Origin of the sequence: Wolbachia endosymbiont (group B) of Ischnura elegans, from assembly GCF_947251585.1 — a bacterium.
In the GTDB taxonomy this organism is placed as follows: Bacteria; Pseudomonadota; Alphaproteobacteria; order Rickettsiales; family Anaplasmataceae; genus Wolbachia.
This window is the reverse complement of record NZ_OX366371.1, coordinates 1,207,220-1,223,438: the sequence shown is the minus strand read 5'-3', so window position 1 is coordinate 1,223,438 and position 16,219 is coordinate 1,207,220. Positions and strand designations below refer to the sequence as shown.

General features: G+C 34.4%; 18 protein-coding genes and 2 pseudogenes. 2 read left to right on the top strand and 18 right to left on the bottom strand.

The window, feature by feature from the left end:
* Window positions 1–39: 39 nt before the first annotated feature.
* Window positions 40–2,694 (bottom strand): pyruvate, phosphate dikinase, encoded by a 2,655-nt coding sequence (ppdK, locus tag OPR58_RS06375; protein ID WP_265023174.1) that lies wholly within the window; start codon window positions 2,692–2,694, stop codon window positions 40–42.
* A 547-nt stretch (window positions 2,695–3,241) separates the two neighbouring features.
* Between ppdK and fabG the strand changes: the two genes are divergently transcribed.
* The gene (gene fabG / locus OPR58_RS06370) at window positions 3,242–3,976 is read left to right on the top strand and encodes a 3-oxoacyl-[acyl-carrier-protein] reductase (protein WP_265022270.1); all 735 of its coding nucleotides are present in this window, start codon (window positions 3,242–3,244) and stop codon (window positions 3,974–3,976) included.
* 95 nt (window positions 3,977–4,071) lie between these two features.
* Window positions 4,072–4,407, top strand: a complete 336-nt coding sequence (locus tag OPR58_RS06365; RefSeq protein WP_007302562.1) for a TrbC/VirB2 family protein — start codon at window positions 4,072–4,074, stop codon at window positions 4,405–4,407.
* 1 nt (window position 4,408) lies between these two features.
* Here the strand turns inward: OPR58_RS06365 and OPR58_RS06360 are convergent.
* The 17 genes and pseudogenes from OPR58_RS06360 to rpsE form a co-directional block, all read right to left on the bottom strand.
* Window positions 4,409–4,846: pseudogene (locus tag OPR58_RS06360) on the bottom strand (tetratricopeptide repeat protein); the annotation flags it as partial.
* 38 nt (window positions 4,847–4,884) lie between these two features.
* The gene (gene tnpC / locus OPR58_RS06355) at window positions 4,885–5,994 is read right to left on the bottom strand and encodes an IS66 family transposase (protein ID WP_265022269.1); all 1,110 of its coding nucleotides are present in this window, start codon (window positions 5,992–5,994) and stop codon (window positions 4,885–4,887) included.
* Entirely contained in the window at window positions 5,994–6,242 is a 249-nt protein-coding gene (locus OPR58_RS06350; protein ID WP_265022268.1) for a DUF6444 domain-containing protein, read from the bottom strand. The genes tnpC and OPR58_RS06350 overlap by 1 nt, the downstream gene beginning before the upstream one ends.
* An 83-nt stretch (window positions 6,243–6,325) precedes the next feature.
* A pseudogene (locus OPR58_RS06345) lies at window positions 6,326–7,183 on the bottom strand (M48 family metallopeptidase); the annotation flags it as partial.
* Between the two features lie 71 nt (window positions 7,184–7,254).
* A complete protein-coding gene (gene ribB, locus OPR58_RS06340) occupies window positions 7,255–7,899 on the bottom strand; it encodes a 3,4-dihydroxy-2-butanone-4-phosphate synthase (RefSeq protein ID WP_265022267.1) in 645 nt (214 codons plus the stop codon).
* Window positions 7,900–7,902: 3 nt separating this feature from the next.
* Window positions 7,903–8,397: a transcription elongation factor GreA gene (gene greA, locus OPR58_RS06335; protein ID WP_007302559.1), complete on the bottom strand. Its 495-nt coding sequence runs from the start codon at window positions 8,395–8,397 to the stop codon at window positions 7,903–7,905.
* A gap of 9 nt (window positions 8,398–8,406) precedes the next feature.
* Window positions 8,407–9,948: a F0F1 ATP synthase subunit alpha gene (gene atpA / locus OPR58_RS06330; RefSeq protein WP_007302558.1), complete on the bottom strand. Its 1,542-nt coding sequence runs from the start codon at window positions 9,946–9,948 to the stop codon at window positions 8,407–8,409.
* Window positions 9,945–10,493 (bottom strand): ATP synthase F1 subunit delta, encoded by a 549-nt coding sequence (atpH, locus tag OPR58_RS06325; RefSeq protein WP_007302557.1) that lies wholly within the window; start codon window positions 10,491–10,493, stop codon window positions 9,945–9,947. The genes atpA and atpH overlap by 4 nt, the downstream gene beginning before the upstream one ends.
* Window positions 10,494–10,531: 38 nt before the next feature.
* Window positions 10,532–10,843 carry a YraN family protein gene (locus OPR58_RS06320; RefSeq protein WP_265022266.1) on the bottom strand — a complete coding sequence of 104 codons (312 nt, stop codon included), beginning with the start codon at window positions 10,841–10,843 and terminating at the stop codon, window positions 10,532–10,534.
* Between the two features lie 53 nt (window positions 10,844–10,896).
* Entirely contained in the window at window positions 10,897–11,325 is a 429-nt protein-coding gene (rplQ, locus tag OPR58_RS06315) for a 50S ribosomal protein L17 (RefSeq protein WP_265022265.1), read from the bottom strand.
* Window positions 11,326–11,332: 7 nt separating this feature from the next.
* A complete protein-coding gene (locus OPR58_RS06310) occupies window positions 11,333–12,400 on the bottom strand; it encodes a DNA-directed RNA polymerase subunit alpha (protein ID WP_064085600.1) in 1,068 nt (355 codons plus the stop codon).
* A gap of 20 nt (window positions 12,401–12,420) precedes the next feature.
* Window positions 12,421–12,807, bottom strand: coding sequence for a 30S ribosomal protein S11 (gene rpsK, locus OPR58_RS06305; RefSeq protein WP_265022264.1), 387 nt, complete (start codon window positions 12,805–12,807; stop codon window positions 12,421–12,423).
* Window positions 12,808–12,831: 24 nt separating this feature from the next.
* Window positions 12,832–13,200: a 30S ribosomal protein S13 gene (gene rpsM / locus OPR58_RS06300; protein WP_006012270.1), complete on the bottom strand. Its 369-nt coding sequence runs from the start codon at window positions 13,198–13,200 to the stop codon at window positions 12,832–12,834.
* A 59-nt stretch (window positions 13,201–13,259) separates the two neighbouring features.
* Window positions 13,260–13,901, bottom strand: coding sequence for an adenylate kinase family protein (locus OPR58_RS06295; protein ID WP_052265056.1), 642 nt, complete (start codon window positions 13,899–13,901; stop codon window positions 13,260–13,262).
* Window positions 13,898–15,226, bottom strand: coding sequence for a preprotein translocase subunit SecY (secY, locus tag OPR58_RS06290; protein ID WP_265022263.1), 1,329 nt, complete (start codon window positions 15,224–15,226; stop codon window positions 13,898–13,900). The genes OPR58_RS06295 and secY overlap by 4 nt, the downstream gene beginning before the upstream one ends.
* 3 nt (window positions 15,227–15,229) lie before the next feature.
* The gene (gene rplO / locus OPR58_RS06285) at window positions 15,230–15,700 is read right to left on the bottom strand and encodes a 50S ribosomal protein L15 (protein WP_006012263.1); all 471 of its coding nucleotides are present in this window, start codon (window positions 15,698–15,700) and stop codon (window positions 15,230–15,232) included.
* A gap of 3 nt (window positions 15,701–15,703) precedes the next feature.
* Window positions 15,704–16,216, bottom strand: coding sequence for a 30S ribosomal protein S5 (gene rpsE, locus OPR58_RS06280; RefSeq protein WP_265022262.1), 513 nt, complete (start codon window positions 16,214–16,216; stop codon window positions 15,704–15,706).
* Window positions 16,217–16,219 lie beyond the last annotated feature (3 nt).

Below are 16,219 nucleotides of genomic sequence, written 5' to 3'. Positions count from 1 at the left end.
ACTTGTTAGCGGAATCTATGTTCGCACAGTTAGTTATCGCTATTTACCCAACAAACTTATGCTAAGCTGTGCTGCCACTAATTTTGCAACCAGTACTCTATAAGGCGAGCATGACACATAATCAACCCCTGATTTGATGAAAAACTCTATGGACTGTGGATTCGCTCCATGCTCTCCACATATACCAAGTTTAATTTCTTTTCTGGTTTTTTTGCCCCTTTCGATAGCTATTCTGATTAATTCCCCTACCCCTTCGACATCTAGCACCTCAAAGGGATCGTTTTTGAATATGTTGCTTTCCTTATAAGAATCGAGGAAATTAACTGAATCATCTCGTGAAAGTCCCATAGTTGTTTGTGTTAAATCATTAGTGCCAAAACTAAAAAATTCTGCGTGTTTTGCGAGTTTGTCAGCAATAAGTGCTGCTCTTGGCAGTTCTATCATCGTTCCAATTGAATAGTTCACATCGAAATTTTCGGCTTCTTTCTTTATTAACTCGCATATCAGAATAAACTCTTTCTCACTCATGATAAAAGGAATCATGATTTCAGGTTTCACTTCTATCTTCTTTTCTTTCCTTAATTCACTTGCAGCACTGAGTATTGCCCTAATTTGCATGCCATATATTTCAGGATGAGAAATAGCAAGTCTACAACCTCGATGGCCAAGCATTGGATTTTTTTCTGATAACTGTGCTATTTTATTTTTTACTGATTCAACTGACTTATTCAGTGATTTGGCAATTTTCTCTATAATAGATTGATTGTGGGGCAAAAACTCATGTAGAGGTGGATCAAGTAAACGTATAGTAACCTCCCTGCCCTCCATAATAGAAAATATTTCTTTGAAATCAGACTTTTGCATTTCTTCGAGTTTATTTAATGCATTTGTCCTTTCATTTTCATCATCAGCTATTATCAACTTTTGAATGAATTCGATTCTATCACTAGCAAAAAACATATGTTCTGTGCGACATAATCCTATACCTTCTGAACCGAATTCTTTTGCAATTTTTGCATCTTTTGGAGTATCAGCATTCGCTCTCACCTTCACTGTTTTGATTTCATCTACCCAGTTAATTATCGTTTTGAATTCTTGAGATAATTCAGGCAAAATTGTAGGAAGAATACCAAGCATAACCTCTCCTGTTCCTCCATTGATGGTGATTGATTCACCTTTATTTACTTTTATATCCCCCATAGAAAGAAATTTTTCATCTTTATCAATATAAAGTCCATTTAGACTACAAATGCATGGTTTACCCATTCCACGAGTTACAACAGCGGCATGCGAGGTCATACCTCCTCGCGCTGTTACTATTCCACTTGCAGCATTCATTCCATTAATATCTTCAGGGCTCGTCTCTGATCTTACCAAAATTACTTTTTTACCCTGCTCTGCAGCTTTTTCAGCATCACTTGCACTGAATACTACATATCCAGAAGCAACACCTGGAGAAGCTGGCAGTCCTTTGCCTATTACTTCTTGATCGATTTTAACATCAAGAACTGGATGCAATAAATTGTCAAAAGTTTTTGGATCAATTCTCAATATTCCTTCCTCTTTTGTAATCACTCCTTCGTTTACCATATCAACTATTATGCGAATAGCAGCTTCGGCTGTGCGCTTGCCAGACCTAGTCTGCAAAATCCATAACTTACCGTCCTGTACAGTAAATTCGATATCCTGCATGTCCTTATTATGACTTTCAAGTTTTTCACATACCGCGCATAATTCTCGGTAGACACTTGGTAGCAACTTCTCCATGGTACTTTCTTGCTCCCCGTCAATTGGCATAGGAGTATAAACACCAGAAACCACATCCTCACCCTGAGCATTAACTAAAAACTCACCAAAAAGCTTTTTTTCTCCAGTTGAAGGATTACGTGTAAATATCACGCCGGTTGCAGAATTATCATTTAAATTACCAAAAACCATTGCTTGCACGTTGACCGCTGTTCCAAGGTTTTCAGGAATATTATGTATTCTTCTATAGGAAACAGCCCTATCATTTTTCCAAGAGGCAAATACTGCATTAACTGAGTTTAACAATTGCTCTTCAACGTTCTGCGGGAAATTTTTTCCTATTTTCTCACATACTATCTCTTTAAAATCATTAACAATTTTCTTTAAAACATTAACATCAAGATCAGCTAAGCTTTTTGCTCCACTCTTTTGCTGCTCATTATCAATAACATCTTGAAATAGGTGATGATCAAGCTGTAGTACAACATTGGAGTACATCATGATGAAACGGCAGTAGCTATCGTAAGCAAAACGTTCGCCACTTTTTTTTGCAAGCCCAACAACGGTTTCATCATTTAGACCAACATTTAAAATAGTATCAAGCATGCCCGGCATTGAATTCACACTACCAGAGCGTATGGAAACTAATAAAGGATTATTTGAATCCCCGAATTTACAACCGATGTCACTTTCGAGCATCGCCATGTAGTTTTTTATCTCGTTACGTAGATCACAAGACAATTCATTATCTTGACAATAGGCCTGACAAACAGCAGTGGAAATTGTAAAACCAGGTGGAACAGGAATGCCAATGTTACACATCTCTGCCAGATTTGCTCCCTTCCCTCCTAGTAGATTTCTCATTGCTGCATTACCTTCACAGTTGCTTTGGCTAAAGTAATATATTAACTTTTCTTGCATTTTTTTCGGATTTTCACTAATAAACATACTATACATACTATTCTAATAAATTTGTCAGGCAGGAGTAATAAATTTTGTAAAATTCAGCACAATTAAATAGCCTCTTTTCCTTTCATTCTAGTGTCCCTATTGTCATTCAAGTATTCTTTCCTGTCATCTCAATGACCTCTATGATGTCATTCCTGTTGGAGTATGAATGTAGCCTTATCTCACACTCCTGTCATCCCAGTGCCCAGACACTGGGATCCAGAAGACTGATCAAGTAATAAGAACTAGTCACGCGCTGGCTCTCTTAAATTACTTTAGCTATAAGTGTTAAGAAATTTACCAATCAAAAAAAGGCAAAAGAATCCACATGGTGCTGATTTTATTACTGTAATTGATAATGTGCTAACGCTTAAACGAAGCGTGTTTAGGCTGAATAGAAAAAAATAAAAAAAGGCATGCAGCCGCCATAATTTCGCCAATAAACACAAGATTTGTCAAGAATCTTCTATTAAATGAAAGTTATGAAAAAAATCTATTGCAAGTCTTTTAATATTCTGTTAAGAGCTGGGATAATATAAAAATTATCATGTTCGGATTAGAAGACAGGAAATTTCTGATTACTGGTGCATCAGGCGGAATAGGGCAGGCAATTGTAGAGGTTATGCATAAAGCCGGAGCAACTTTATGTATCTCTGGCACAAAAAAAGAAGTACTAGAAGAAGTTGCTAAAAAATATGAAAAAAACATTCATGTACTTCCTTGCGACTTATCAAATCCTGAAGAGGTAAATCAACTAATAAATAAAGCAAGTGAGTTGATGAAAGGCTTTGATGGGCTCATATGCAATGCAGGCATTACACAAGACAGTTTATTACTGAGAATGACAGATGAATCATGGCAAAAGGTGATTGATATTAATTTGAGCTCTACATTTACACTAAATAGAGAAGCATGCAGCAAATTAATTAAAAATAGCTGGGGAAGAATTATAAATGTTTCCTCAATAGTAGGTTTAACAGGCAATGCCGGGCAAGCAAATTATGCAGCTTCTAAAGCTGGGATAATAGCCATGAGTAAATCTATAGCAAAAGAAGTTGCAAGTCGCGGTGTAACAGTAAATTGCATTGCTCCTGGGTTTATAGATACTAAGATGACTGAAGTTTTAAATGAAAAACAAAAAGAAAAAATATTAGATAATATTCCAATGCAAAGAATGGGAACAGGGAAAGAAATAGCAGCAGGAGTATTGTTTTTAGCAAGCGACGAAGCAAGATATATAACGGGGCATGTGCTTAACATCAATGGTGGGCTATTTATGTAGCAACACTTATTTATGGACAAACTATGAGTTTTACCCTAAAATAAATATATATATAAATTTAGATTCACACTAGTTTATTACTTGGAGGCAAAAGAATGAGCTATATAATAAAAAAATTTTTTAATGCTTTATGTATAGTGCTGTTTCTCTCTTTTTCAGATTACGCAAATGCTGCTACTGATATAGATGATACAACTGCCCAAGTAATATGCAATATTATTGGTTATATTTGGGGAATAGGTGGGCCACTTATGACTGTAGTCATAATAGGTGCAGCTTTGCTTGCAATATTTGGTAGAATGCCATGGCCAGCTCTCTTTGCCCTAGGTATGTTTTGTGGTGTATTTTTTGGTGCCAAAGCGATTATAATGAAAATTATACCCGATAGCATTAAACAAGATAGTATGTTGAGCAAGTGTGGGGAAAAATAACTTAAAAATCAGGATGTTTTTGTGTGTATTGTTCCTTCATGTCTTCAATCTGTAACAAATAATCACTGTCTTTCGGTAAAGTTTTAATAGCTAACTCAGCATACTTCATAAATTTCTCTAAATTACCTTCAATACAAGCCTTTTTCGTCAAAGCAAAATAATACATTGCCATATCAGCGCTACGTTTATATGCAATACTTAAATACTTCCAGACAAAGGCGTTATTTGTTTCTACGTTTGCAACCTGCTCTAGGTAAAAAATTGCCTTCTCTATTTCACCGTGTAATAATAAAGTATGAGATAACGCAAGTTTCACTAAATAGTTATTCTTCTCAGATAAATATCTAAGTGATTCTTCATACATTTTTATTGCTTCACTTAAATTTCCAGCTTTGTATAACATCTCCGCTTTTAATTCATATAAATAAGGATCATTGCGTGGTAACCGTTCACGGATTGTGAGAATGAATTAAAGAACTAAGCAGTGACAGCTACTAGATTCTGTAGCTTTTGAAAGGGGTTCTGGCCATTTAGACGTGATGTCAAAAATATCGACAACATTCTTTCCACGAATCTTTCTCCACGTTCTGACCAGGTGAAAAAGCTGTTTTTACGATAAATTACGTACCGTCTAATTTGCCGTTCTGCAAGGTTATTAGTTGTTTCTATCACTTCAGGTTTTCTTAAAAACTTCCACATCATATCCTCAGATCGTAACATCTTAGCGGCCATTCTTGAAGCTTGAGTGCTATTTGCAACCCTCGTCATTTTACGTAAAAAATGTTTTACCCTTTTCCGAATTTTTCGCACCAGTCGATAAAATCTCAAATTATCTATCAAATTTTGTTTTTTTGCCTTATCTACTACAAACACCTTATTGCTGAGCGATTTTAGTGCTTGGCCAATTTTGCTCACTTCAACATTTTTACTATGGGCAAATCTCTCAAAATCTCTTGCCAGATGTGCCCAACATATCTGTCTATTTTCACGATTGAAGTAGTTGTATACAGCGTATCTATCGCTCACAACTATACCATCATATTCTGGCAGTAAACTCTTCAACACCTTCTTACCACGAGACTCGCTTACCTTCAGAAGTGTCAACGCTTTGTTTGTTATTACCCAACTCCAGCCTCTCTTTCCTTGATTTCTGTGCCCTGTTTCGTCTATATGCAAATACTCGCTTCCTTGCAACTCTTCCTTCATTTTCTCATATTCAGATGCACACTTCTTCGATACCCTGCGTTCAGTATTTGAGACTAAACCAAGGCTTATATTTAGATTAAAAATACTGCCCAAAATTTGCTGTACCTCTCTTTTTGAGTTAATAAAAAAGCCGCTAAGGCTGCTTATAACTGTTTTAGCATTGGGTCCTAGAAAATCTCTTGCAACACCTTCGGGTAAATTTGCTGTAATTCTTTTATTACATACTCTACAATGTCCTCTTTGCAACCTGTACTCAGTTACAATTGGCTTAATTTCTGGCAACTCTGCCTTCTGATGAATAATTTCATCTTCTAAAGTAATCTTACCTCCACACATACAAATTGTATCAATTGTGCATCTCACTACCTCGTCTGCAGCCATTAATTCACGCTTATGCACCTTATGTCCTGGCTGACCTCCTGGTTTTTTATCACTTTTCTTTTTTGCTTTCTTACGATATATATCTCGTGATGGTGGCAGCGATGAGAATTTTGCGAATTTAAGCCCAATTTGTCTTCTAATTCAACTATTTTTGCTTTCAAGCTATCATTTTCTCTGATCAGTGCTTTTATTTCTTCCTTGAGATTAGCGTTTTCTGCTACAACCTTTTCTTGCAGCACTGTTGTCATTTACCCATTCCATATTTAGCTTCCTATCTCTTTACACTTTTATACTTACTTTGTAAACCACCTTATCTCCGTGAACGGTTACCATTGCGTGACTCTTGAATCAATAAATTAACTTTAGTAATAGCCTCTTCTATCTTTCCTTGCCTATAGTGAATTACAGCATTTACATACTTAGAACTACCTTCATATTTATTAGATAACACATGAATAGGAGCAAAGAAAGAGTCTAGCTTTGCAACCATACGCTCAAACTTCAGCAATTTATCTGCAAGGATTGGTTTTATATTGTTTTTAACCTTATAATTCTGTACAGCAAATATACGCTTATCACTAAGTGGGTGAGTGCAGAAATACTCTTCAGTGTTTTCATGCTCAATACTCTTAAAATAGTCAAAAATCTCTTTCATACCCAAATTATCATAGCCAGATTCATCTAGGTATCTTAAAGCATAGCTATCTGCTACACTCTCTTGCTCTTGAGAATAGTTAAAAAACAACCTTGAACTAAGCGTTACACCACTAAGCAAGATTGCACTCGCAACCTGAGGGTTAATGACAATACTAGAAACTAATCCTACCATATAACTAACCATTGCTATTGATTGAAAATAACCTACAGCACTACTCATTTGTAATACATGACCAGCAGATATATGAGCAATTTCATGTGCTAATATACCAAGTAAGACATAAGGTTCAGTCGAATATTGTAAAAGCCCTAAATGAATGAAAATGCTATTATTGTTAATTACAAAAGCATTAATCGATCTATCATCAACTATAAAAACTTTTATTTTATCATTATCAATACCCGCAGCAGAAAATAAAGGTTGCGCTAGATCCTTAACTACCGCTTCCACTTCACTATCTCTAATAATACTAACAGAGTAAGCGCTATTACAGTATACGAAAAAAAATAGTAAAACAAAAAGCTTAGACATGGAAATTCCTTGTTTGTATAACTTTGAGGAATTTTATATTTTAACACTTAAACTATACGAATCTATAAACGCTAGTTTAAATTTTGAACGTAACTGATAAGTTTATCAATGGTAGTTAACTTAATATTATGTTGTTCAGCAAATTCAAGCAACTGGGGTAAGCGCATCATAGAGCCATCATCATTCACTAATTCACAAATAACTGCAGAATGATTACATCCCACTAACTTAGCTATCACAACACTTGCTTCAGTATGACCAGCACGTTGCTCTACTCCACCCTCATGTGCAATCACAGGAAAAATATGACCGGGAGTTATAATGTCATCCTGAGTTCTATTTTTATCAATAGCAACATGTATAGTTTTTGTTCTATCCTCAGCTGAAACACCCGTAGTAATACCATAACGTGCATCAATTGATGTAGTAAAAGCAGTATGATTTTCACCAACATTTTTTTTTTCCATGAAACTAAGGCCTAACCTTTTCATGTGAACTTTAGTCATTGCTAAACAAACAATCCCTGTCCCGTATCTAACCATAAAAGCCACATGTTCTGGCTCTAATTTCTCAGCTAATACAATCAGATCACCTTCATTCTCTCTGTTTTCATCGTCAACTAAAATGAATAATTTACCAGAACTAGCATCCCTCAATACATCTTCCACAGAAGAAATACCGGGTAGACTAATTGAAGGATAAGTTACTTGTACCATGATTTACTTAAACTCAATCTTAACTATTTTATACAATTTCTCTCCATTTGGCACTATCACTTCCACATACTCACCAACTTTTTTGCCAATTAAAGCACTACCGAGTGGTGAATCCGTAGAGATCAACTGCTTTGAAGCATCAGCTTCATACCCACCTACAATCTTATAAACATATTCTATTTCACTGTTATCATCACCGAGCATGCTTACCGTAACAGTTGCACCAAACATTACTGTATCACCAGACAAATTTTTTACTTCTATCACTTCTGCATGTGAAAGTTTACTCTCTACCTCAATTATGCGGCCTTCAATAAAACTTAATCTTTCCCGTGCTGCATGATATTCTGCATTTTCAGATAAATCGCCTTGATCACGAGCATCAGAAATAGCCTGTATGATAGAAGGTTTTTCTTCCTTTAATTTCTCAAGTTCGACTTGCATACTCTCAAAACCTTCCCTTGTAATAGGAAACTTGTTAACAATGGATGAAGTCATAATCACCGCCTAAACGCAATTAAATTGAGTGACAAAATCACTCACAATACCAAGAATATCATCTTTTATATCATCATTCATGTCACCTGACAACTTTTTTAAAACTCCAGGGTGAACAGTTTGAAAATAATTGATAAGATCACACTCGAACCTATTGATGTTGCTCACCTGTACCTTATTTAATTGACCATACAGATTAGAAAAGATATACATAAGCAATACTTGCTCTTCTATTTGCATAGGTGAATACTGTTTTTGCTTTAATAATTCAATAAGGTATTTACCTTTGTTTAAGGACAATTGAACAGTAGCATCAAGATCAGAACCAAATTTAGCAAAGTCTTCCAGTTCTCTATATTGGGCCAAACTCAGCTTTATAGAACCAGCAACTTTTTTCACAGATTTCAATTGTGCAGCAGAGCCAACCCGAGAAACCGATAAACCTATATTCACTGCAGGGCGAAATCCTTTGTGAAACAATTCAGACTCAAGAAAAATTTGTCCATCTGTAATTGAAATCACATTAGTTGGAACATATGCAGATACATCGCCAGCCTGAGTCTCAATAATCGGCAAAGCAGTCAAAGATCCCTGTCCTTTTTCATCAGACATTTTGGCAGCTCTTTCAAGCAAGCGAGAGTGTACATAGAATATATCTCCAGGATAAGCTTCACGACCAGGAGGACGTCTGAGCAATAAGGACATCTGCCTATATGCCACAGCATGCTTAGATAAATCATCATATACCACCAAGCAATGCATTCCATTATCACGGAAAAATTCTCCAATAGTGCAACCGGTATAAGGTGCTAAAAATTGCATAGGCGCGCAGTCAGATGCGCTAGCCACAACTACGGTTGTATACTCTAATGCTCCACTTTCTTTTAGCTTATTCACCACTTTTGCTACTGTCGAAATTTTTTGTCCAATAGCAACATAAACACAGTAAATTTTTTGATTTTCGTTTACCTCATCGTTAATCTTCTTCTGATTGATAATAGTATCAATCGCAATAGTGGTTTTACCAATTTGTCTATCGCCAATAATTAATTCACGTTGCCCTCTACCTATAGGAATCAACAAATCTATAATTTTAATTCCTGTCTGCAGAGGTTCATGCACAGATTTACGGTCAATAATACCTGGCGCTTTAGATTCTATATACATTTTGTTCTTGGCTCTAATTTCTCCGCCATCGTCTATAGGATCGCCTAATGCATTTACAACTCTCCCTAATAATTCATGACCTACAGGCACCTGTACAACATCACCACTACATTTTACAACGTCCCCTTCTTTTACATCACGGTCATTGCCAAGCACAACTATTCCAGCTGTATCATGATCTAAATCAAGAACTATTCCTTCTACACCGCTTGCAAAAGATACCTTTTCACCAAACTTTGCTTTTTCCAGCCCATAGACCAATGTGATACCATCCGTTACTGAAATTACTTCACCTATATTTTCTCGTTTTATAGGATTATCAAATGTCTCAACCTTCTCTTTTATTATGTTTACTACTTCAGAGGCATTTATGCTATTCTTCATATACAATTCCTTATTTTCAACATTTCCATTTTACTCAAATCAACCAATCTATCCAAATAACTCTTAAGCGAAGCATCAATCACGTTAAAACCATACCTAACTACAAAGCCACCTAGTATAGAAGGATCAACCACATGACTGACTTTTATTATTTTACCAAGAAAGTTCAAAGATTCAGTAATTATTTTTATATCAGGTTTCTTTAAAATCTCTGCTGATTTTATAGTAATTTCCAATTCATTTTCACTTTCCCTTACAAGATTTAAGAATTTTTCTAATATAAGGATTAATAAACGGGAGCGCTTGTTTGCAAGTGTAACCATAATAAATTTGACTAAGTTTTCACTCAAGTTCTCCTTTATAGAAAGTATCGCTTCTTTTTTGTGCAAAAGAGAAACCATAGGATGAGATAGATACACAAAAACATCTTGATCTTTAAAAAAAGCTAACAAAAATTCTACTTCTTTTCTTATAATACCTAATCTGCTTCCTGAGACATGAAACAGTGCCCTAGCATAAGATGAAACTAAATTATTGTTTTTCATATTCAATTACCTATTCTAGTAAATCTAAATTATTTTAGCTACCATTGTTCAATCCAAGCATTTTTTATATAAATAGGTCTTCTCCTTAAGGAAAGAAAACATAAATCATATCTGACTGAATAATCTAAAAAATCAAGATTTTTACTTAAGAAATATTTAGAAGAATTTATAATAGACTGACACTGAAAATGAGATATCGGTACTTCTTTTCCAAATAAACTTGTTTTACTTCTATAAAAATCAGCTCCCTTTTTTTTAGATACAATTAAGTCAATTTCACCCAACTTACAACGGAAGCGACGTTTTATAACATTATAGAATTTCAGCTTTAAATATATCGAAACTAACAATTCTCCAAAGTAACCTACAAAATAGCGTAACCTACTTACCATAAAAAGAATAATTAGCTTTGTGTAACTACTTTGCTTCCTTTTTTATTTTTACTATAAATCTCACCTTTTGCTGAAATATCTCTATCAACTAGCTCTATCACTGCCATTGGAGCGCAATCACCCTTTCGAGTACCAAATTTTATTATTCTAGAATATCCACCTTTACAGTCTTGATAACGATTAGCTAGAACGCTTAATAATTTATCAACTACTAACTTACTATTATGAAGACGTGAAAGCAAAAGCCTTCTACCATGTAAAGAATCGTTATTCTTAGCAATTGTAATAAACTTTTCCACATATGGACGAAGTGCTTTAGCCTTTGGTAAAGTAGTTACAATCTGCTCATGATTAATTAACGAGATAGATAGATTCTTTAACATTGATAACCTATGCTCGGTACAACGAGACAGTTTATTTTTCTTTATTCCATGTTTCATATACTACCTAATCCTCATCAGTATGTTGTTTAGCCAGTTCATCTATATCCTTAGGCGGCCAATTTGGTATATTCATACCCAAAGACAAACCTGAATTATTTAAAATTGCCTTGATTTCATTCAAAGACTTTCGGCCAAAATTAGCAGTTCTTAACATTTCAACTTCCGTCTTTTGCACAAGATCACCTATATAAGTGATATTTTCATTTTTCAGACAGTTATGAGATCTAACAGATAATTCCATTTCATCTACTTTACGCAATAGAACAGGATCATAGCCCAAATCTTTAGCACCACTAGACAAAGAAACCTGCGATTTTTTATAACTCATATCAGAACTAATAAAAGGCTGAAATTGCTCCTGTAATATTCTTGCAGCATAGTCAACAGCTTGACTTGGAGAGATTGTACCATCAGTTTCAATTGACAATATTAGCTTATCTTTATCAGTAACTTGACCAACACGACTATTCTCTACTCTATACGAAACCCTCTCGACAGGACTATATAAAGCATTAACTGGAATAAAACCAATTAAATCTTGTTCATTCATAAGCTTTAAAAATTCATTTTCTTTATATTTATTTACAGGAAGATAACCTTTTCCGCTAGCAACATATATAGTAATGTTAAGCTCCACATCTTGACCTAGTGTACATATCACCAAATCTTTATTAACAATAGAGCATTGGTCATCAGTTTCTATCATTCCAGCTAATACTTGACAAGGCCCTTTAGCGCTCAAATTTAAGCACTTATTAGACGTGTTATTTAACTTACATCTCAACATGCCCATATTTAATGCTATATCAGTTATGTCTTCCCTAACTCCTTGGATCGAAGTAAATTCATGATTCACGCCTTCAATTTTTATTCCATAAACAGCACTACCGCGAAGAGAAGACAACATTACACGCCTTAATGCATGACCCAACGTTAAAGCAAAACCACTTTCCAAAGGTTCTAGAACTATATCACTTTTTTTACTTGAATCACCTGATATTACCTTAATCGCATTAGGCTTAGTTAATCTATCTAAATTTCCACAGAAAGAGACATTATCACTATAATACATACAAAAACCTTCCAAATATCCTATACTCTTCTTTTTTTCCTTAGTCTACACCCATTATGAGGTATCGCCGTTTTATCTGCAATTGAAGTGACAATCAATCCACAATTCCGAAGTGCTTTAACTGCAGCTTCTGCACCAAAACCAGGACCACGAATTATTACAGAAACAACCTTCATACCAAATCTCTCTATTACTTTCTTCGCAGCAGAATCGGCAACCTTACCTGCAGCATAAGGTGTGGATTTTCTCGAACCAGAAAAACCACATGCACCAACAGAAGTCTGGTAAAGCGTATTACCACAAACATCAGTCACATTTACAAAAGTATTATTAAAAGTTGCACGAATATGGACAATACCAGTAATAAACCTTTTTGTATTCTTACCAACCGTTTTAACTTTTTTCATAAAAACTCACGATAATAACAAATTTTATTTTTTTCCAGCAATAGGCAATTTAGATCTGCCTTTACGAGTTTTAGCATTAGTATGGGTTCTTTGTCCCCTCACAGGCAAACCTTTTCTATGCCTTAACCCTCTATAGCAACCGATTTCCATTAAAGATTTTATATCCATAGCCACTTTTTTTCTGAGCTCACCCTCTATGACATATTTTTGCCTAATAAAACTACTAATTTTCTCTATATCTTCATCTTGTAATTCTGAAACACGCTTACGCTCATCAATTTTACAGCTACGACAAATTATATTCGCAGTAGTAATACCTATACCATGTATATAAGTTAATGCAAAAGGAATACACTTCTTCACCGGAACATTTATGCCTGCAATACGTGCCACTGATACCTCGATACTTTATTAATAATAACTCTTAATTTATACCATAAAACAACTTATAGTCAAATCAAATTACAAGAAATTTTACTTTCAATCTCTTGCATTACTCTATCAACACTCAAATTAGCGTTAATTGTTAACAACTTGTCCTTATAATACTCGCGCAAACCCTCTATCTGAGAATGATATTCTCTTATCCTCTTATTAATTGCAAGCATATTAGCATCATCAATTCTCTTCTCCAATCTCGTACTTTTACATTTAGCACAAGTAGTATTCTTAAAAGAAGATATACTATATATACTTTTACAATCCAAACAAGTAAGACGATCTTTTAATCTATCAATTGCAATATTATCGTCAAGCTGCAACTCAATTACAAGATCAACATCCCTATTGCATCTTTTTTGCAAAACTTGAGTTAAAAAATGAGCTTGATTTAAATTTCTTGGAAAACCATCTAACAAAAAATCACCATCTATTAATGCAAGCTGGTCACACAATAATTTACATATAACTTCATCTTGAATTAAATTACCAGATTCAACAGTATCCTTTATTCCTTTACCTAATTTACTCCCACTAGATATAATATTCCTTAATAAATCTCCTACTGAAACTAATTTAAAATTATACTTTGCTATTAACAAACTGGACTGAGTACCCTTACCAGAGCCAGGAGGACCAAAAATTGTAATAATCACTTTAGTCTCCTTGTTTTAGACTCATATTTCTTTATCCAACTATCGTACCTATTTGAAAAAACATAAGATTGTACTTGCATAATAGTATCAGTAATAACGTTAACTATAATCAGCAAGCTCGTCCCACCAAAAATAAATGGTATATCATAATGATACCTCATAATTTCAGGTATAGTACATATTACCACCAAATACGCAGACCCAATAAATGTTAATTTAAAAACTATATCTTGAAGATAATCAGAAGTATGTTTTCCAGGCCCTCTACCAGGAATAAAACCACCATTTTTCCTAAGAAAATCAGCATTTTCCTCTGGATTAAATATAAAATTGGTATAGAAAAAATTAAAAAGTACTATGAGTATTAAGTAAGTTATAATGTACATCACTTTATTTGCCATAAAGTAGTTTAAAATAAAATCAGCAATGGCATGACCTTTATAGAAATTTGCAATTGAAATAGGCGTTAATAGAATTGCGTTAGCAAAAATAGTTGGTATTACACCAGATAAATTGATCTTCAATGGAATGTAAGTAAAATCATCATTATGTAATTTTTTAAACTGTTTTTTGGGATATTGAACAATTACCTTTCTATAAGAAGATTCTGTAAAAATGACTAAAAGGAGCAGTAAAAAAAACAATGCTATAACAAAAAGGGTAATGAAAAACGACATACTACCATTTTTATTTAATGTTATCAGAGATGATAAAGCATTATGTAATTCAGATGTTATGCCAGTAAAAATGATTAATGAGATACCATTGCCTATACCGCTCACACTGATCCGCTCACCAAGCCATATTAAAAATATAGTTCCACCTAAAAGGCTAAAGACACCTATAGTACGAAACATAATACCAGGTTCAACTACAACTAATACCCCTTCCCTATTCATTCTTTCTAACCCTATTAAGATCGTAATTGATTGAAAGATACAAAACACTATAGTCATATAGCGTATATAAGAGTTCATCTTTCGACGTCCTAACTCTCCTTCATTTTTAATTTCATTGATTCCTTTAACGGCAGAAGATAATAATTGCATAACTATGGATGCAACTATGTATGGCATAACGTTTAACGCCAAGATCGTCATTCTAGCTAAAGCGCCACCAGAAAATAAATTAAATACTCCAAAAACACCAGAACTCTCTTTTGGAAATATATCATTGATTATATCAAGATTAACTCCAGGAATAGGAACATAAGTGCCTAAACGATAACAAACTAAAGCCATTAGCGTAAAAAATATACGCTTTAGTAAATCACTTTTATATAACAACGTAGAATCCAAACTATTAAATGCAAATTTACTGCTCATGATTTACGATAGTATTTCTACACTACCACCAACTGAAGCTACAGATCTTTTTGCAGCTTCTGATGCAAAATCAACATGAAACACAAATTTTTCGCTTAATTTACCCTTATTAAGAAGTTTGATTTTACTTTTAACAGATCTGATAAAACCTAATTTATGCAGTAGCTCCTTATCTATGATAGAATCCTTGACTATTTTTTTAGCTTCCATTAAGCACTGTACATCACCAACATTAAATATAGAGTATAAGTTTTTGCGTATAGGCTTAAAACCTCTTTTAGGTAAACGAGTATATATAGACTGCTGTCCACCTTCAAAACCATTTATAGAAACGCCACTTCTCGCTTTTTGCCCTTTATGCCCCCTACCAGATGTTTTACCTTTACCACAACCAATACCTCTACCTAATAATTTAGGCTTCTTTTTCTTAGATAATTTGGTAAACACAGAATTTAATTTTACAGCATCATTCATACTTTACCTATTTCCAACTATCTCACTAATCTTTTTACCCCTCTTACCTGCCACTTGGCGAGGAGATAACATAACATCAAAAGCCTTAAGTACTGCACATATAATATTATGGGGATCATTTGATCTAGTAGACTTAGCTACCACATCCTTTATACCTAATACCTCAAAAACCGACCTCATTGCTCCACCAGCAATAATACCTGTTCCAGTTCTTGCAGCTCTTAAAACTATCTCACCAGAACAAAATTTAGCTTTAATATCATGATGTAAAGTTCTACCTTCACGTAAGTACACCCTAATCATCGACTTCTTTGCAGCATTTACAGCTTTCACTCTTGCTTCAGCAACCTCTGCGTGTTTACCTATTCCACATCCTACCCTACCCTTACCATCACCAACAACAACCAAAGTTGAAAATGAAAATCTTCTACCACCTTTAGTAACCGTTGTTACCCTTCGCACTGAAACCAAAAGTTCTGATAAATCATTATTATTTTGTAAATTCTTTACAGCCATATT